The organism is Nostoc flagelliforme FACHB-838 (assembly GCF_014698065.1).
Lineage (GTDB): Bacteria > Cyanobacteriota > Cyanobacteriia > Cyanobacteriales > Nostocaceae > Nostoc > Nostoc flagelliforme_B.
This window is the reverse complement of sequence record NZ_JACJSI010000071.1, coordinates 16,805-35,511: the sequence shown is the minus strand read 5'-3', so window position 1 is coordinate 35,511 and position 18,707 is coordinate 16,805. Positions and strand designations below refer to the sequence as shown.

Genomic DNA, 18,707 nt, shown 5'->3' with positions numbered 1-18,707 from the left:
TTGGCTGGTCTGTATGATGGTAATCCCAAGCGCCACACAACCAAACCAACAGCAGAAAAGTTGTTGAATGCTTTCAATGGTATAACAATGTATTTTCATCGAGACGGCAGCTACGAAATGACTCAACTCGGTGAACTTCAACAACAAATTTTAACTCTGATGGGAATACCGCAGTCACTTTACACTTTCCCTTACCTTGTACCTGGATAAGTGCTTACCAGAATCCTATCTAATTAAGCTCCATAAGCTTTACAGTGCATTAATTCCTCTTCTAGCTTTTTAAATCAGCGAACCGACCGTTTAGCGATCGCAGATCAGAAAATAGAACCGAGTTATCCCTCTGCTGAGTTGATGGCTGAAAATTCAGTTTCGGGTGGAGAAGTCAAAGCAGTTCATGAGGGTAAAAGTTCCGCCGCGCCTGTCTCCAGTGCTGAAAAGTGGTCGCATGAGGCGATTGTAGCGAGGTCAAATATGCGACCGGAGCGGATGCAGAAACTGAAAGTTGCGGCGAATTCGGGGCAGAATCTGGGGTTTGAGTTTTTGCACGAGTGCTGGAATGATGATCCCGCACTTGTGATAGTGATCAAGAAGTTGCTGATGAAATATCCTCAGTGGGGGATTGCGATTGTTGATGGGGTACTGGTGAAGTAAAATGACTAGCGATGCCAACGGCAACCCTTTCAGCAATCGCACTTCAACTACTGGTGTATTGTACTCGTTCCCATTCCCAACGCCGTCTCTACTTTTATTTCCTTTAATTTATCAAAGCATAATTAAACCTAGGCGCACACCCACAGCAACAGCCTCGGTGCGACTGGAGACACTGAGCTTTTGAAAAATAGATGAGAGATGAAATTTGACGGTATGCTCAGAAATGTGCAAACCTTTAGCGATCGCTTTATTCCCCAACCCAGAACCAAGCATACCTAAAACCTCTATTTCCCGTAGTGTCAAGGTTTGTACAGGATTCGTTACCACTTTTTCGCGGATAGACAGTAATTCTACAGCATCCGGGTGCAGCACCAGCAAACCAAAAGCGATCGCCTCCACAGCCGCGACAATTTCTGACTCTGTGCTAGTACTGGGCAATATTCCCCGGATTCCAGAACGTAACGCTGTCTCTAAGTCGATGTTATCGAGTTCCTCAACAATGACGATCATTCCTAATGGGTATTGCTGTTCTTGAATAGCCAGCAATTTTTCCCACACTGATTTTTGAAGATTAAGGCTCAAATCTACCAGCACCACATGTGGTTGTAATTGCTCAACTTCACTCGCCCATACATCCAAATCAGATGCACTCCCCACAACTGTCAACCGAGGATTGGTAGTTACCACAGCTGATAACCCTGCCCGCACCACAGGGGAAGTAGCAACTACCATTACCCGAATCATGTTGCCTCCACAGCAGTTTTCTCAGACGGCACGTCAACATAAATAACAAATTGTTCTCCACCGCGTAGGAGTTGTAGCGGCACAGATCCTTTATTGTCATGAAGATATTTGCTTAAGTCATTGATGCTAGTGAATAATCGCCCCGAAACTCCAATTAAAACATCGCCAATTTGCACACCAGCAGTTTCCGCTGCACTATCAGGTAAAATTGACAGCACCAATAAACCCAATCTACGTCTATCTAAAAGCACAGGTTGCAGTGTGACTCCCAGTTGTAGACGACTATTTACCTGTAAAAAACGCTCAACAGTTTTGCTGGGAACTGCCACAGCCAAACCATCAGCAATCATCGTATTAATTCCCAAAACTCGGCCTTGACAATCGGCAAGCGGCCCTCCAGAGTTTCCAGGATACAGCCGTAAATCGGCCATAACTGCTCGTGGATTATTCGCATAGATAATTCCAGTTGTCACAGCACCACTGTCAGCAAACGGATTACCCACCGCTAAGACTAATTCACCCACTCGTAACAGCTTAGAATTACCGATGGTTGCAGCATTTAAATCAGTGGCAACAATCTTTAGGGCGGCTAAATCCTGCTGTGGGTCAAATTGTGTACGCACTGCGTCAAATACTCTTCCGTCCGCCAATTCCACAGTTGCGCGATTGCTGGTTGCTACATGAGCATTAGTGATAATTAGTCCGTTAGACTGCCAAATTACACCAGAACCGACTCCTAAAGAGCCACTTTTTACTTTGACAGTGCAATCGCGTAGTTTAGCAGCTATCTCTGTCAATTCAGTAGCGATGTTAGTTAATCTTGTGTTTGCCATGTTATACAATTTTTGAGGATATCAAAGTAGAATCAGTAAAACGTTCAAGCAAAAAGGTCGAAGTTCCAAGTTCAGTTGCTCAACATTTGAGCAAAAAGGTTGAAGTTCCAAGTTCAGTTGCTCAACGTTCGAGCAAAAAGGTCAAAGTTCTGAGTTCAAAGCTTGAACATTCGAGCAAAAAGGTCAAAGTTCCGTGTTCAGAAGCTCAACGTTCGAGTTCAAAAGCTCGAATGAATAGAAAATTTAGATAAATCTTGACAAAGCTAGTTAAACCCATCCCAAATTGGGATTATTCCTCTTTAGTAGGTCGTTCACCAACTGTGATCGTTAACTCAACTAACACCCCACCCCGGATAATTTGGACATTAACAGCTTTACCGATGCGATCGCTACTATTGAGTAGCGCCAACACATCACCTGTATCGCCTACCATTACGCCATCGAATGTTACCAAAACATCGCCAAGCAACACACCTGCTTTTTCAGCAGGGCCCAAAGCCTCAACATTGACAACAATTACCCCAGTTGCCGAACTTAAGTTGAGAGCAGTTTTTAGATTGTCTGGTAAGCGTACAGGTTGCATTCCCACACCCAAGTAGCCCTTAGAAATACGCCCTTTTGCTACTAATTGGTCAACCAGACGATCGACTGTAGCAGTAGGGATAGTCAAAGCAGTACCACGCCGCCCCGATGTATTCATGCCTACGACAAAACCAGCAGCATCCACAAGCGGCCCACCTGCAAAACCAGAGTAAAGGGTGATATCTGGGCGGATGAATTGGTCAATATTTCCGCCACTCATACTCCGCCAAGCACCGCTAACTACACTCACTGCACCCATCGCCGCCCTTATGTCACCTTCGTTACCTCTTGCCAGCCCTAGTACCAGATGACCGACTTTGAGAGTTTTAGCATCGCCAATTTTTGCCACAGGTATTTCTACATTTTCTAGTTTAAAAACAGCTATATCGGTGCTAGAGTCATGACCAACGAGTGTTACTGGTGCAGTACTACCATTTGATAGGGTAATGGTGATATCGTCATAGCGCTGGAGAGATTCATCAGAGGTAACAATGATACCATTACGCCAGTGAATACCACTTAGGGAAAGACGTGTACCCCCATTTACAGCAACCACAGCACTCCCAGCTTCTTCTATGGTGTCAGCTAAATTGTTGGACAAAGCCAGTAATGAAGACATAAAATTTTCCGTAAACGTTCTTGGATGTTCATATCGTGCCGTTTTATCAACACAGACGACATCGGAAAAATGGGGAGAATTCATCCTAGAAAAATGGCTAGGATTTGCATCAGCTTTTTGGCGTTGCGGAATCAAAGTATGAAATGGGAGATAAACCCAGAAATTCTGGAGATTTTTTGTTAATGTCTGTTTCTTTGGGTTCGTAAGGTAGCTGCTTCTCTACCAGGACAATTCTTACTTTACGAGCGTAAGGTGAACGCTGTGCATACAGCGCTTACTGCTGTTATGAAATACAGTTTCTCCCTTCCCCACTATCTCCTGTACCTTTCAGGACTAAGAACGTACCTCACAATAACGGAAACTGCTGTAATGAATTCTGTTGCGTTATTTATTGAAGACGTATTTACAATAGAAGCTTATTTTTATTTCTATAAAGTATAAAAAAAGCTATTAAATGTCTAACTGAAGTGGTAATATTTCCTCAAATCTGTTTCTGTACATTGTAGTTTATATAAAAAGATAGAAATAGTAGTATTTTATACTAGTAATTAAAGAATCTATCTCTCGATTATGGGGTGACATAACCGAAGAGTTTTTGTGCGATTGCATGACTATCCGGGTGCTTCGCACCCAGAGTCGGGTAACACGCAACTTGGGTTAATACTATTGCTCAAACCATTTTCTGTAGTAGCTAAAGAGGTGAAAAATTGCTGTAAATTAGAGTTTTTTGCTTGTCTCACTATGGTGGTGGCAGAATGATTTAAAAAATAGTGAGCTTTTTCATAAAAATGGGGAAAACATGCTGTGTAAGCTTCTCGTATTTAACACCAGCTCTAAAATTTACCAGAATTTTAGGAGTGTTACTTGCTTTTAAGCAAGGTAGTGCCTTGGCTGATGTCTTAGCTATTAATAGCCCGAGACAGTCTGTTAAAGAAATTGAAAACTTAACTTTATCAGGAACTCGTCTGTTAACGAGCCAGGATCAATTCCGTCAGATCCCTGTACTCACAACAGGCTTATCAAAGTTGAATCAACTAAGATTAGACCCAATTTTGTCTCAGGTTCTCGACTCAGAACCAAAACAGCCAATCCCAATCCCGCAGCCAAGACCAGAACCTGCTCTCGAACTTCCTCTTCAAACATTTCCCTCCCCTGAAGAACGCTTAGACCTTCCTCAAAGTATCATCGTTAGTAAATTCGAGTTTGATGGAAATACGGCCTTTAGCGACGAAAAGTTAACCGAAGTTACTGCCCAATTCACCAAGCGATCGCTAACCTTTGTAGAATTACTAGAAGTTGAGGCTACTATCACCAAACTCTATACCGATGCGGGGTATATTAATTCTGGTGCTGTGATTCCGGCTGGTCAAACCTTATCTCAACAGGGATCTGTCGTCAAAATCCAGATTATTGAAGGAGGACTAGAAGAAATTGCGGTAACGGGTACACGACGGCTGAACTCGAACTACATCCGCAGCAGATTAGCCATTGCCACCGCTAAACCCCTAAATCAAAAGCGCTTGCTGTCAGCTTTGCAACTATTGCAACTTGACCCCCTAATTCAAAATATATCAGCCGAATTGTCTGCTGGGTCGCGTCCGGAATTAAGTTTACTGACAGTCAAGGTATTAGAAGCCGACTCCTTTAATACAGAATTTTTTATAGATAATGGTCGTGCGCCTAGTGTTGGCAGCTTACGACGCGGTGTCCGTATTAACGAAGGAAATTTATTCGGTTTTGGGGATGGCTTGAATCTGGAATATATCAATACTGATGGTAGCAACGCCTTTGACTTACGCTACAACATACCTGTTAATCCTCGTAATGGCACAATTACCCTCAGAGGTGGTTTGACGAGTACTGAAATTGTCGAACCACCCTTTGACCGCCTAGATATCATTGGTAATTCCAATTACTTCGAGTTAGGCTTCCGCCAACCTTTAATTTTATCTCCCAACAGAGAATTTGCTGTGGGTCTATCCGCGTTACGACAAGAAAGCAAATCTGAACTGCTAGGTAGGGGTTTTTCCCTGTCACCCGGTGCTAATGAACAGGGAGAAACCCGCATTTTTGCGTTACAATTGTTCCAAGAATATCAGCAGAGGGATTCTCAACAAGCCTTAGCCCTGCGCTCTCAATTTAACCTTGGTTTAGATATCTTCAATGCTACCGTCAACAATGAGCCTCCTGATAGTCGGTTTTTTTCTTGGCGGGGACAAGGACAATATGTGCGACTTTTAGCACCGCAAACTTTACTAGTGATCCGTTCTGACCTGCAATTGGCAACCCGTGCCCTTGTGCCTTTAGAGCAATATGGGCTGGGTGGTCTGCGTAGTGTTCGAGGTTATCGACAAGATATTCTCTTGACAGATAACGGCTTTTTAGCATCAGCAGAAGTGCAATTACCAGTACTGCGGGTAAAAAATGTCGGAGGAGTTTTGCAGGTAGTGCCGTTTATTGATTTTGGCGTAGGTTGGAATAGTTCTGGCAATCCAGACCAAAATATTAATAGCTTGACTAATACCTTGCTGGGGTTGGGATTGGGTTTACAGTGGCAAATGGGCGATCGCCTTAATGCTCGCCTTGATTATGGTATTCCATTAACAGATATTCAAGACAGAGGCAGGACTTTACAGGAAGACGGTATTTATTTCTCAATAGTTGCGAATCCTTTCTAAAAATTTTTGTCACAAAATCTCTGATTAACAAAGGTCTAGAAATCAAAAGTTATGCAACACTCCAAGCGATCGCTCCTCTCCAATACCTTACCTCTATCTATAGGGGTGAATTTTGCATTGGCTTTGTTCTCTTGTATTGCTCCCTGTCCAGCAAAAGCACAAATTACAACTCAAATTACACCTGATGCGACTTTAGGCGATAAAAGTTCAGTTGTAGTAAAAGGCAAACTTGAAGGCAGTGATATTGAGCAGATTAATGGAGGAGCAATTCAAGGAAGCAACTTATTCCACAGTTTCAAAGATTTTAACGTTGGTGAAGGAGGAAAAGCCTATTTTACAAATCCAGGAGAAATTACGAATATTTTGACTAGGGTGACAGGAGGTAATCCCTCGAATATTCTCGGAACTCTGGGGGTTTTGGGCCAAGCCAATCTGTTCTTCATTAATCCTAATGGAATTGTCTTTGGCCCCAATGCCCTTTTAAATATGGGAGGATCATTTGTAGCTTCTACCGCAGATAGCCTAGTGTTTGATAATGGGTTAGAGTTTAGCGCCACAAACCCACTTTCCCCGCCACTGCTGACAGTGAATATTCCTGTAGGATTGCGCTTGAGAGAGAATTCAGCGAGCATTGTCAATCAATCATCTGCTGTTCTTTACTTACCGTCGGGGAACACTTTGGGACTAGTCGGTGGAAATGTCATCCTTGATGGTGGGAGCTTAGGGGTACCTGAGGGTCGGATTGAGTTAGGAGGATTGACTGAAACCGGAATAGTCGGTTTTAATGTCCAAGAGTCCCAAGGAATACCAAGAGTAGCTTCTTTAAGTTTTCCCAATAGTGTTGAACAATCTGATGTATCCCTCTCTAAGCAAGCAGTGGTGAATGTTGCTGGTAAGGATGGCGGTAGTATCGCTATTAACGGTCGTAATGTGAATGTTTTGGGAGGAAGCCGATTATTAGCTGGAATAGGCGAAGGTTTGGGTTCACCTGAAGCTCAGGCGGGAAATATCGAAATAAATGCCACTGATAAGGTGGTCTTTAGCGGATCTCCTTTCGGAGTTCGCAGTTCTGCACTCAACCAGGTAGGAAAGGAGGCTGAGGGCAACTCAGGTGGAATCGATATTAAAGCACGTACCGTTGAGGTAACTGATGGTGGTTATCTGGAAGCCAATACTATAGGAAAAGGAAATTCGGGTACAATCCGAGTGACTGCCACTGATAAAGTGGTCTTTAGCGGATCTCCTTTGGGATTTCGCAGTTCTGCACTCAGCCAGGTAGGAAAGGAGGCTGTAGGCAACTCAGGTGGAATTGAGATTGACGCAGGTAGCGTTGAGGTAACTGATGGCGGTTATCTGGAAGCCAATACTATAGGAAAAGGAAATTCGGGCACAATCCGAGTAACTGCTGCTGATAATGTAGTGTTTGACGGCGAATCTTCTTTAGGATTTCGGAGTTCTGCATTCAGCCAAGTAGAACAGGGCGCTGTAGGTAACTCAGGCGGGATTGAGATTGACGTAGGTAGTGTAGCCATCACCAAGGGCGCTCAACTTAGCGCCAGTACTTCTGGACAACAGGGTAATGCAGGCAAAATTAGCATTACTGCCCGCGATGAGGTATTGATAGATGGCGAATCTGAGAACAATTTCCTCAGTACAGTATTCAGCCAAGTGGAACAGGGCGCTGTAGGTAACTCAGGCGGGATTGAGATTGACGCAGGTAGTGTAGCCATCACCAAAGGTGCTCAACTCAGTGCTAGTACTTCTGGACAGGGAGATGCAGGCAAAATTAGCATTACTGCCCGCGATCGCGTATTGGTATATGGCGAATCTGAGAATAATTTCCTCAGTACAGTATTCAGCCAAGTGGAACAGGGGGCTGTAGGTAAATCAGATGGAATTGAGATTAACGCAGGTAGTGTAGCCATCACCAAGGGCGCTCAACTTAGTGCCAGTACATCAGGAGAAGGAGATGCTGGTAAAATCAGCATTACTGCCCGCGATCGCGTATTAGTAGATGGCGAATCTGAGAAAAATTTCCGTAGTACAGTATTGAGCCAAGTGGAACAGGGGGCTGTAGGTAAATCGGACGGAATTGAGATTAACACCCCGATCTTAGAGGTGACAAATGGCGGTTCTCTTGATGCCAGCACTAAAAGCTCAGGTAATGCAGGCACGATTAGCATCAATGCCACTGACAAGGTAATATTTGATGGCGAATCGAGCAGCAATCTCCGCACTTACGCATTGAGTCAAGTTTTTGACGGAGCAAATGGTAAATCTGGCGGGATCGTGATTACCACCCCGATATTAAAGGTGACGAATGGTGCGTTTTTGGATGCCAGCACTAGAAGCTCAGGTGATGCAGGCACGATTAGCATTACTGCCTCTGACAAGGTAATATTTGATGGCGAATCGAGCCAGGGTAATGGCAGTGCTGCAACTAGCCAAGTGACACAGACTGCTGAGGGCAAGTCAGGAGGGATTGAAATCAATGCTCCAATCCTGAGAGTTATCAATGGTGCAGAACTAAATACTACTACTTTAGGGAAGGGCAATTCTGGTGCGATTCGAGTCGCAGCTACAGATAGTGTAGTTGTTGACGGTAGGAGCGATCGCTCCCTTGTTTCCGCCATAGCCAGCGAAGTTGGGATTGACGCAACCGGAGCCTCTGAAGGGATTACTATCAACGCTCCTCGCTTGCAAATAAGTAATGCGGCTATTGTCAGCGCCAATACTAACGGGAATGGCAATGCTGGTAACATTGATGTCACAGCTGACACTATTGAACTCTCCAGCGCCGGAAAAATCCGCACTAACACTTCAGCTAGTTCAAAAGCAGGCAATATCACACTGAATGTACCAAACAGCCTTACTCTGTCTGACTTTGGAACCGCAGTTTTAGCTGAGACTGAAAACACTTCTACTAGTGATGGCGGTAATATCTTCGTGATTGGCTCCCCCAAAAATGTCCTGATTCAAAATGGCGCCGCACTTTCTGTCAATAGCAGGGGAAGCGGCATAGGAGGCGATATATCTCTGGAAGCCAATTCTCTAACTTTGGAGCAGGGAACGATCTCAGCCGAAACCGCCAAAGAAAGAGGCGGCAATATCAGCCTAAAGGTAGCAGATTTATTACTGATGCAAGACGACAGCAAAATTACTACCAATGCAGGCATTGAAAGCCAACCAGGGGCAATTGGTACTGGCGGGAACATTACCATTAATACCCAATTTCTAGTTGCACCACCCTCACAACCAAAGGGTAGTGATATAACCGCCAATGCAACTTATGGTGACGGTGGGCGTGTTGATATCACAGCTACTAGTATCTTTGGGATTGAATTTGGGGACAAGCCTAGAGATTTATTAAATGACATCACCGCTAGTTCAGAGTTAGGTGGCAATCCGGGAGTGGTGAACATCAATCTAGGGATTAATTCCAACCAGAATTTAGTGGAATTACCTGCAAATGTTGTTGATCCTAATGATCAAATCGCCCAAAATCCTTGTAGCAAAGGTGTTGCGAGTGAATTCACGATCACAGGACGTGGTGGACTGCCTCCTAGCCCCAACGAAGACTTAAGCCAAGAAGCTACTCAGGTTGCTTTAGTTGAACCAGTCTCAATCGTCAGTAATGTAAAACCACCGCAGAAAGCCTCCTCCAGCGATAATTCAAAATCCCAAATCCCCAGCCCGATTGTGCCAGTTAAAGGATGGGTATTCAACAATAAAGGTGAAGTAATTCTCACCGCTTACAATCCCAACGTCACTGGGACCCATCGTCTACCTAAGAATTTAAGCAGTTGTCCTGCACGATAAGACGAACGAAAAAAGGTGAAAACAGGTCTTTTTGTGAATTACTTGACAGGATAAAATATGAATAAAAAAAAGCAGAGAGGGCGATGTCTACGACTGGCTACGCCTACGCTCAAAGCAAGATTTTTCTCGAAAATTAGCCATTACAAATCTAGACTCTATAGTAGCCAAGTGCGATCGCTAATTTTAGTAGTTCTGTTATTTTTCTTGTCTATGGGAGGAGTGCTGGTTACTACCCAAGTTTGGGCATCAACTGCGATCGGACAAACTCAACAAGAGCCTTTAGAGTTAGTAAAACAAGGCAAATCGCTTCATCAAAATAGACAATTTGAGTCAGCCCTAACTCTTTGGGAACAGGCTGCTGCGGCTTTTGCAGTGCGAGAGGATAAACTTAACCAGGCAATGGCGTTGAGCAATCTTGCCCTGACATCTCAACAACTCGGCAGGTGGGAGCAAGCCAAAAAAGCGATCGCTACCAGCTTAAATATCCTCCAAACACAGCCAAAAACACCAGAGCGATCACAAATCCTCAGTTCCACATTGGATATCCAAGGACAGTTGCAACTAGCAGTAGGAGAATCAGAAGCAGCCTTAGCAACTTGGAAACAAGCGGCTGAAATTTATCAAAATCTCGGCAATCAAAATGGTGCAATTAGAAGCCAAATTAACCAAACTCAAGCCATGCAAGACTTGGGTCTTTACCCAATGGCTTGCAAGACCTTACTAAAAACTTTAAAGCTTGATCATCAAAACTGCCAGATCACAAAAGAAGAACTGCAAACCTTAAAAGAACGATTTGTCAACAAGGAAAATTCCTCTTCTTTAGATATCCTGGCTTTGCGTAGTCTCGGCAATGTTTTACGAGTTGTTAGTCAACTCGAACAATCGCAAATGGTCTTGTCCGCAGCTGGGCAATTAGCTCAACAATCAGGAGATTCGCAAAATCTGGCTGCTATTTACCTGAGTTTAGGCAATACAGCCAGGTCTTTGGGTAATAGAAAAATACAGTTGGAAAAACCAAGCGAACAACAGCCAGCCCTTACACAGTCTATATGCATTCAAGCAGCCAGTATAACCAATGCGGCCCAATTTTATCAACAGGCTGCTACTTGCTATCGCCAAGCTGAATCATCTACTTCATCAGATATCAAAAGACAAGCTCAATTGAATCGATTTAGCCTTTTGGTACAAACTCGACAATGGTCTGAAGTACCAACCTTGCTATCTGAAATCACGTCTCATCTCAATGACTTACCTATTACTCATCCCAGTGTCTATGCTCACATCAAATTTGCTCAAAGTTTGATGTGTCTGCAATCAGGGCTGAGTGAAAACTCATCAAATGCTTTATCATCCCCGATTCTGCAACTATGTAGCTTTGTAAAAAATACACCTACGGGCACTGGTGTTAAAACTCTTGAATCCTCAAAAATTCCCTCATGGCCGGAAATGGGGCAAATTTTACAAACCGCCCTCAACCAAGCTCAACAATTGCAAGACAAGCAAGCCGAAGCCGATGTGCGTGGTTATCTTGGGGGAGTTTATCAGCAAATGGGTAAATTGACAGAGGCACGACAATTAACTGAACAAGCTTTACAGCAGAAATCTGCTTTTAATGATTCTAGTATTACCTATCTTTGGCAGTGGCAGTTAGGACGGATTTACCAAACTCAACAAAACCAAAAAAGCGCACTTCAAGCCTACACCTTAGCCTACGAAACTCTTCAGTCTTTGCGTAAAGACTTAGTTGGTATTAACCCAGAAACTCAATTTACTTTTCGCGATAGTGTAGAACCAGTCTATCGAGAACTAGTGAATTTGCTCTTGCAACCCCAAGCTTCTCAACAGATAAAGCAAACGGAGATTAATCAGGAAAATCTCAAGCAAGCTCGTGATGTTATAGAAGCACTCCAATTAGCAGAACTGACTAACTTCTTTAGAGAAGCTTGTATAACCAGTCAACCCCAACCAATTGACCAGGTAGATCCAAATGCTGCGGTTATCTATTCGATTATTTTGCCTGATCGCCTTGCTGTCATCTTGTCTAGGCCTCAAAAGGATTTAAAATACTACGCAACGCCTCTGAAGCCTAGTTCGCAGCCAGGGAAAGTCGGGGAGGTCGAGCGTGTCTACGATAATATGCTTGCTGGCTTCACCCGTAACATCTACAGTTCTGGCTTAGATTCACTTCTTCCACAAAAAATTTTTTATGACTGGTTAATCCGACCAATTGAAGCAGAACTGGAAAAGGATGACATTAAAACTTTGGTGTTTGTACTAGATGGAGTTTTGCGTGCAGTACCCATGTCGGCACTCTATGATAGTCAGAAGCACAAGTATCTGATTGAAAAATATAACCTTGCTTTGAGTCCAGGGTTGCAGCTATTGTATTCACCTTCGCTTTCCCCAAACAAACTGCAAACTTTAGTAGGAGGTTTGGCTGAGGCTAGGCAAGGGTTTTCCAAACTGCCGGGAGTGGAACAGGAAGTTCAGGAGATTACAAAAATAGTTCCCACAGAAGTTCTTTTAAACCAAGAATTTACCCGGAGTCGCTTGAAAGTTCAAATCAACAATGTACCCTTCCCCATTGTTCACTTAGCAACCCACGGTCAGTTTTCTTCCCAGGCTGAGAATACCTTTTTGTTGACTTGGGACGGTCGGATTAATGTTAAAGAATTAGACCAATTATTGCAAGCACGCGATCGCCCTGGTCGAAGTCCTTTAGAATTATTAATTTTGAGTGCTTGCCAAACCGCCGCAGGTGATAATCGAGCGATTCTGGGACTAGCAGGGGTGGCGGTGCGTTCAGGGGCACGTAGTACATTAGCAACGCTTTGGTCAGTAGAAGATGAATCTACAGTTGAGCTGATGAACAAGTTCTATTCAGAATTGAACCAACCTGGGGTAACTAAAGCTGAGGCACTTCGTCAAGCTCAGTTGTCCCTGTTGCGAGCGCCAAATTATAGTCGTCCTTACTACTGGGCACCATTTGTTTTAGTAGGTAATTGGTTGTAGTCAGCAAGTAATATACTGTATTTTCGGAATTGAGCATTAATTATGAGTATCACTTTAATTAGAGCTTAGACTTTACTAAAGGATAACCTATGTTAAATAGTCAACAGTTGATTGGTCTAATTACGATAGGGTTGTTTCTTATAGGGACGCAACCAATAATTGCCCAATCAACTGCAAATACTCCAACGCCGACTAATCGCTCAAAACCCCAACGGATAATATTTAAACCACCACCAAATCAAGATAAGCCAAAATCTACATCATCGGGTGGATCGCGTAGTAATTTGCAATGTTCTCAAGATGCAACATTAAACACTACCTCAGCCAATAAAACCCCTTTGATGCTTCTTGCTCCTACTGACAACAACTATGGGTTGACTATAGCAGAGCATCCGACATTTTTAGTGTATCTACCGCAAACATCTGCCAAGAAAGTAGTCTTAAGCTTGATGACAGAAGACAATCAGCTTCATTCTCAAAGCTTTATTCCTATTAAAGGTGAACCTGGTATTATTAGCATCAAGTTAGCAGATAGCTTCCCCCCTCTGGAAGTAGGCAAAAATTATCAGTGGTCTTTAGTATTGATATGTGGGGAAAAACCCAACCCTAACGATCCAGTAATCACCTCGTGGGTACGCCGTGTGGTTTTACCTCAACTCCAGAGTCACCCGAAGACAACTTTGGAGCAGGCAGATGCTTACAGTAAACAAGGAATTTGGTACGATGCTGTTATTAATCTAGCTCAAATCAGAAATGCTCAACCTAATGATCAAGTCATAGCAGATATCTGGACTAACTTTCTTAAGTCGGTAGGGCTAGAAGCGATCGCTACTCAACCACTTCGATTGTAGAAGTTGTTAACTGTTTTTCTTGTAACTGCTGCTCGATAAAAGCCTGATTCTCCCGGCTTTCTGACTGCTTGAGGTATTCAACGGCAATTGCTCCAGCAAGGGGATGGTCTTGGCACATTTCTAAAAGCAGTGCCAAAGTATGATGGAATTGGAGTCTTTCAAGTTGCTTGTGAGTAACCAACTCTAAGGCGACTGCTGATCCCAAAAACACTAACAGCGAGGGAATGATGGGTAACCACCAGCCTAAGCAAAAGGCTAAAAAGCCAATCCCCAAAAGTCCAGCACCAGCAAAGATTATACTAACAGCGATCGCGATTGAAGACCTCAACTGTCGGCTAACTAATGCTCCTAATCCCGCCCAAACTAAAATCCACAGCCCTTCTATAGGTTCTTGCCAAACACGAAGCAAAGGTCTGCCATCAACAACAGCACTTATTATTTGACTAATAATGTTGGCATGAACACTCACCCCACTCATCGGCTGTGAAGAACTAAATAGACCACTGTTATAGGGCGTATAAAATACATCTTTAATGCTTGCAGCAGTAGTGCCAATCAAAACTAGGCGATCGCGTAAACTATCAGGAGGAATGGTCTTTTCCAAGATATCCCTTAAAGGGAAAGTAGCAAAATTTTCCTGATTTCCTCTAAAGTTCAGCAAAATCTGATAACCTCCAGAATCTGCATGGACGTAGCCTCCATCATTACCCACAAACCGCTCAAGAACAGCTTTACCCAAACGCCACCTTTGACGTTGGGGGTCGTTATCAACCAATTCTGGGGTTATCTTTTCATTCTCTAAATAGTGCAGCGCCAGTTTCATTGCCAAACTGTAGCGTGTTTCATTTTGCGAGAGTACTAATAATAATGCACGACGCACCTTACCATCTGCATCCACCACCTGATCGGCAAAGCCCACTCTTTCTGGGTCAAGAGCGGGAGGAGGGGCAATGGTATCAATCTTACTTCCCCCAACATTCTCAATTCCATATAAGTTAGGAGTTGATTGGAAGATGTTAACCAAGTCCTGATACCCAGGTTCTACAGGCAAATCTCGAACAATATCTAAACCAATTGCTCTAGGTTTTTGGGCTTTAATATTAACAATTGCCTTAGCTAAAACTCGATCGGGGATAGGCCACTTTCCTACCTTTTGTATATCTTCTTCATCAATAGTGACAATCGCTATCCGTTTCTCTGGTGACTCTTGCAACAGTCGCCAGCGAAAAAATTGGTCAAGTAGACTCCACTCGCCACCCTGCAACAGCCCACCAAAGCGCAGCAGTAGAATAGGTGCAGTCACACATATAGCAATCCGTGGTATCCAAAATAAGCCAATTCGCCGTTGCAAAACTTCTGGCTTGGCTTTTTGTCTAGCTTGTGCCAAAAGTTTATTAGCTTGTGCTAGTGCTTGCAGTGAAATTTGGGCTTGGCGTTTGGCTAAGTCCTGACTGGCAGCTAAAAATTGATAATCTAAATCGCCAAGGCTTTTACCTAATGCCCAAGCTAAGGTATCCTGTAAAGCTTGTCCTCGCAATAAGTAGGATTCATCTTCGCAAGATGATGCTGACCAGCCTGCGATCGCTTCTGCATAGGGTCGCAACTCTGCTAATTTACGCTCAACCCAACTGTGGTTGAATACAGCTTCGTAAATGCGATTATATACCTTGAGCTTGCCTTGTTGCTCAACTACTAACCCTGACAGCCGTAATTCGATTTGTTCAGGAGTTCCATCAGCAGAAATCTCTCCTTGACGTAAAATTTGCTGGTATAACTCTAATAATCTACCTGTACGTTTTTCATTTCTGTACAAAATGCGATCCCGAATCGTCCTCAAATGCTCAGGTTCATCTTGAGATTCCCAATTCTCAACAATGTGCAACCTTACTACTTGCTCAACCGATGAAAATTTTTGAGCCGTTGACTCCAAAACTATAAACTGACACAGCTTTTGCGTGAGAAACGGTTGCCCACCTGTCCATTCTAGTATCTGCATGAGAACCCCTTCGGGGTTACTTACTCTCTGGTTCAAACCATCTATTAATGGTTGTACTTCATCAGGCTGGAATCCTTGCAGTTCAATGGCCTTGCCAATATTGAATGGTGTCTGGGTCTTATTTTGAATCAGTTCGTTAGGATTTGCAACCCCTAATAGTGCAAAAGTCAAACGCCTATATTCATAATTAACTTCTCGTTGCTGAAAGAAGAATCTAATTAAAGCAAAAAAATCATCTAGTGAGAAATTCTGACTTAAGACGCGATCGATTTCATCGATAAAAATAACTATATTTTGCTTAGTCTCTACTAACAGTACTTCTTCAATAAATTGGCTCAAACACTGCACTGGTGAAAGCAAATCTCGCCTCTCACGCCACCAACTCCGCCATTGAATTTTTGAGTGCAGTTGGCAACTACTCACCAAAGATTGGACAATCCCAGCATACCACTTTTCTGGAGTTACATCTTGTGTTCCCATTCCTGTCAAATCAATAAACGCACAGATGATTCCTTCTGCTTGTAGCCTTTGCATCATCTGCACTCGCAAGCTAGACTTGCCCATCTGCCGCGAGTTCAGCACGTAACAAAACTGACCCCACTTTAAGGCTTCATAAAATTCTGTATCAGCATATCGTTTCACATAGCTAGGAGCGCTACTCTCAAGGCTCCCTCCAATTTGATATTCAAAGTTTGACTTAGCTGCTGTCATCAAAGCTGTCCTTTACATTTTTCAATATATTTAGTTTTAAGCAAGGATTCAGGTCAGATCAAAATTGCTCAAACTATTGTTTTATAGGCGTTTGTACAAAAAAGATAGAAAATCCTCTTCTCAATAAAGTTTCAAAAAGTGTTTTAACTTCATAGCTTATTGCAAATAAGGTTTTGACTAAACTAGAAAGCTAATCTTGAAACCCTCTTTGTGGCTAGGTTTGAAACACCTGAATCCTTAAGTTCATAATACAGGCATATAAATAATTTATTATCTAGCATTCCTAGAGAAAAATAGTATAATTTTTCTTTCCTCAACTGACTTTACCTGACTTTTCCCTATTTTCGATTTTTTAGTATTACTAATTAATTGACAAACATCTGACTTTTTCTTATTGTATTATTCACAATTTAGCATAAATATAGTGGGTATGAGTTGAATAAGCTTACAAATACCAGTAACTACTAATTAAAGGAGCCTAATATATTTTTTCTAATCTTGAAAAAATTTCTATTATATCTTTTTAGAATATATAATTAATATTATATCGTCTAAATTTATGTCTTTTAAAAGCAATTTTTTCATAAAAATCAATAAAAATATAACAATGAACTAAAAATCCAACTAATAGGTAAGATAAACGAAAAATGGTCAACAAAAAATATCAACACTTAAACAGTCTTTAAACATGAAATAGGTGATTATAAATCATGACTATAAAAACGAAATCCGCCTTTGCAGACTTATGGAAAATCAAGAACCTATCCCACTAATAATATTTGTGCTACAAAGCTTAAGTTTATTGAGAACTGAAAACGAAAAATTAAGGTTTTCAAGCACATTTTACGAAACGAAGTAGGGTTTTTTGGAATAGTGGGATAGGTTCAAGCGTCTGAAACCCATTTAGGTAGATTTTGTCTCTGTAGCTGCGGCCTCCAGTGCCCCAATGCAGAGTATCTTACTTAGTGCAGTGATCGTAACTTTTTGAAGGGAGCATTGTTATCATCATGTACGGAACAAAAAAGTTAGCTATTAAAAAGTTTAGTTTTTTGCCACAATTGACTAATTTTGGCAAATATCCACGCCAAGTTGCTGATGTCAACGGTGATAGTCGAGCTGATATTGTTGGTTTTGCAGATAATGCTGTTTATGTATCTTTGGGTCAAAGTAATGGAACTTTTAGTGAAGCTTTTATAGCCAGAAACGATAATTTTACTGTCAAGAAAGGGAAATGGACTTGCTTTAACAAATATCCGCGTCAACTTGCTGATGTCAACGGTGACGATCGCGCAGATATTATTGGTTTTGCAAATAATGCTGTTTATGTATCTTTAGGTCAAAGTAATGGAACTTTTGGCGAAGCTTTTGTAGCGAAAAATGATGATTTTACCGTCAATAAAGGGGGATGGACTAGCTTTGACAAATATCCGCGTCAACTCGCTGATATCAACGGTGATGGTCGCGCAGATATTATTGGTTTGGCAAATAATGCTGTTTATGTATCTTTAGGTCAAAGTAATGGAACTTTTGGCGAAGCTTTTGTAGCGAAAAATGATGATTTTACCGTCAATAAAGGGGGATGGACTAGCTTTGACAAATATCCGCGTCAACTCGCTGATATCAACGGTGATGGTCGCGCAGATATTATTGGTTTGGCAAATAATGCTGTTTATGTATCTTTAGGTCAAAGTAATGGAACTTTTGGCGAAGCTTTTGTAGCGAAAAATGATGATTTTACCGTCAATAAAGGGGGATGGACTAGCTTTGACAAATATCCGCGTCAACTCGCTGATGTCAACGGTGATGGTCGCGCAGATATTGTTGGCTTTGGATATGATAATGTCTTTGTCTCTCTGGGTCAAAGTAATGGAACTTTTAGCGAAACTTTTGTAGTTTCAAAGTGCTACCTCGGGAAATGATTCACTTTTGTATAGAGATATCCACGATCAGGTGGGTACAAATGGATATCAATATTACTGGGATGATAGCGCTAAAGTTCCCTATATTTATAATTCTCAAAAACAAGAGTTTAGTACTTATGAAGATACACAATCAGTCCTGGAAAAAGTTAATTATGTTGAACAACAAGGTCTAGGCGGAATGTTTTTCTGGCAACTTATTGGTGACTTGCCAATTACTGATCCTGATTCATTAGTTAATATTGCTGCTGCTAATTTGTTGTAGAACTTAACTTGAGTGTAATATAACTAG

The 18,707-nt window shown here is 42.3% G+C and carries 12 protein-coding genes and 1 pseudogene; 8 read left to right on the top strand and 5 right to left on the bottom strand.

The features are described 5' to 3' along the window. Window positions 1-210, top strand: a pseudogene (locus H6G97_RS25815) (hypothetical protein); the annotation flags it as partial. A 141-nt stretch (window positions 211-351) separates the two neighbouring features. Then, window positions 352-651: a hypothetical protein gene (locus H6G97_RS52880; RefSeq protein WP_242055220.1), complete on the top strand. Its 300-nt coding sequence runs from the start codon at window positions 352-354 to the stop codon at window positions 649-651. Window positions 652-762: 111 nt separating this feature from the next. On the opposite strand, the gene H6G97_RS25805 is transcribed toward H6G97_RS52880, so the two are convergent. The 4 genes from H6G97_RS25805 to H6G97_RS25790 form a co-directional block, all read right to left on the bottom strand. Further along, complete coding sequence (locus H6G97_RS25805) at window positions 763-1,395, bottom strand: response regulator transcription factor (RefSeq protein ID WP_190943460.1); 633 nt, start codon at window positions 1,393-1,395, stop codon at window positions 763-765. Continuing rightward, complete coding sequence (locus H6G97_RS25800) at window positions 1,392-2,228, bottom strand: S1C family serine protease (RefSeq protein WP_190943459.1); 837 nt, start codon at window positions 2,226-2,228, stop codon at window positions 1,392-1,394. The genes H6G97_RS25805 and H6G97_RS25800 overlap by 4 nt, the downstream gene beginning before the upstream one ends. 289 nt (window positions 2,229-2,517) lie before the next feature. Further along, complete coding sequence (locus tag H6G97_RS25795) at window positions 2,518-3,429, bottom strand: S1C family serine protease (RefSeq protein WP_190943458.1); 912 nt, start codon at window positions 3,427-3,429, stop codon at window positions 2,518-2,520. A 109-nt stretch (window positions 3,430-3,538) separates the two neighbouring features. Beyond that, window positions 3,539-3,700 (bottom strand): glutathione S-transferase N-terminal domain-containing protein, encoded by a 162-nt coding sequence (locus tag H6G97_RS25790; protein WP_277883331.1) that lies wholly within the window; start codon window positions 3,698-3,700, stop codon window positions 3,539-3,541. A 517-nt stretch (window positions 3,701-4,217) separates the two neighbouring features. Here H6G97_RS25790 and H6G97_RS25785 point away from each other — a divergent pair. The 4 genes from H6G97_RS25785 (at window position 4,218) to H6G97_RS25770 (ending at window position 13,789) form a co-directional block, all read left to right on the top strand. Further along, window positions 4,218-6,107, top strand: a complete 1,890-nt coding sequence (locus H6G97_RS25785; RefSeq protein ID WP_190943457.1) for a ShlB/FhaC/HecB family hemolysin secretion/activation protein — start codon at window positions 4,218-4,220, stop codon at window positions 6,105-6,107. A gap of 51 nt (window positions 6,108-6,158) precedes the next feature. Further along, window positions 6,159-9,926 (top strand): two-partner secretion domain-containing protein, encoded by a 3,768-nt coding sequence (locus H6G97_RS25780; RefSeq protein WP_190943456.1) that lies wholly within the window; start codon window positions 6,159-6,161, stop codon window positions 9,924-9,926. 57 nt (window positions 9,927-9,983) lie between these two features. Continuing rightward, the gene (locus H6G97_RS25775; protein ID WP_190943455.1) at window positions 9,984-12,938 is read left to right on the top strand and encodes a CHAT domain-containing protein; all 2,955 of its coding nucleotides are present in this window, start codon (window positions 9,984-9,986) and stop codon (window positions 12,936-12,938) included. An 89-nt stretch (window positions 12,939-13,027) separates the two neighbouring features. Then, window positions 13,028-13,789 (top strand): DUF928 domain-containing protein, encoded by a 762-nt coding sequence (locus H6G97_RS25770; protein WP_190943454.1) that lies wholly within the window; start codon window positions 13,028-13,030, stop codon window positions 13,787-13,789. Here H6G97_RS25770 and H6G97_RS25765 read toward each other — a convergent pair. Beyond that, window positions 13,767-16,496 (bottom strand): CHASE2 domain-containing protein, encoded by a 2,730-nt coding sequence (locus tag H6G97_RS25765; RefSeq protein ID WP_190943453.1) that lies wholly within the window; start codon window positions 16,494-16,496, stop codon window positions 13,767-13,769. The two genes, H6G97_RS25770 and H6G97_RS25765, sit on opposite strands and share 23 nt — an antisense overlap. A 1,007-nt stretch (window positions 16,497-17,503) precedes the next feature. Here H6G97_RS25765 and H6G97_RS25760 point away from each other — a divergent pair. Then, on the top strand, window positions 17,504-18,415 hold the full coding sequence (locus H6G97_RS25760) for an FG-GAP repeat domain-containing protein (protein ID WP_190943452.1): 912 nt from the start codon (window positions 17,504-17,506) through the stop codon (window positions 18,413-18,415). Window positions 18,416-18,422: 7 nt separating this feature from the next. Next, on the top strand, window positions 18,423-18,680 hold the full coding sequence (locus tag H6G97_RS25755) for a glycosyl hydrolase family 18 protein (RefSeq protein ID WP_190943451.1): 258 nt from the start codon (window positions 18,423-18,425) through the stop codon (window positions 18,678-18,680). Window positions 18,681-18,707: the final 27 nt, after the last annotated feature.

What these genes read in the sequence shown, in the direction of transcription:
- H6G97_RS25805 (WP_190943460.1), bottom strand. Translation starts at nt 1,395, where the DNA reads ATGATTCGGGTAATGGTAGTTGCTACTTCCCCTGTGGTGCGGGCAGGG.
- H6G97_RS25760 (WP_190943452.1), top strand. Translation starts at nt 17,504, where the DNA reads ATGTACGGAACAAAAAAGTTAGCTATTAAAAAGTTTAGTTTTTTGCCA.
- H6G97_RS52880 (WP_242055220.1), top strand. Translation starts at nt 352, where the DNA reads ATGGCTGAAAATTCAGTTTCGGGTGGAGAAGTCAAAGCAGTTCATGAG.
- H6G97_RS25775 (WP_190943455.1), top strand. Translation starts at nt 9,984, where the DNA reads ATGAATAAAAAAAAGCAGAGAGGGCGATGTCTACGACTGGCTACGCCT.
- H6G97_RS25765 (WP_190943453.1), bottom strand. Translation starts at nt 16,496, where the DNA reads ATGACAGCAGCTAAGTCAAACTTTGAATATCAAATTGGAGGGAGCCTT.
- H6G97_RS25785 (WP_190943457.1), top strand. Translation starts at nt 4,218, where the DNA reads ATGGGGAAAACATGCTGTGTAAGCTTCTCGTATTTAACACCAGCTCTA.
- H6G97_RS25800 (WP_190943459.1), bottom strand. Translation starts at nt 2,228, where the DNA reads ATGGCAAACACAAGATTAACTAACATCGCTACTGAATTGACAGAGATA.
- H6G97_RS25795 (WP_190943458.1), bottom strand. Translation starts at nt 3,429, where the DNA reads ATGTCTTCATTACTGGCTTTGTCCAACAATTTAGCTGACACCATAGAA.
- H6G97_RS25770 (WP_190943454.1), top strand. Translation starts at nt 13,028, where the DNA reads ATGTTAAATAGTCAACAGTTGATTGGTCTAATTACGATAGGGTTGTTT.
- H6G97_RS25780 (WP_190943456.1), top strand. Translation starts at nt 6,159, where the DNA reads ATGCAACACTCCAAGCGATCGCTCCTCTCCAATACCTTACCTCTATCT.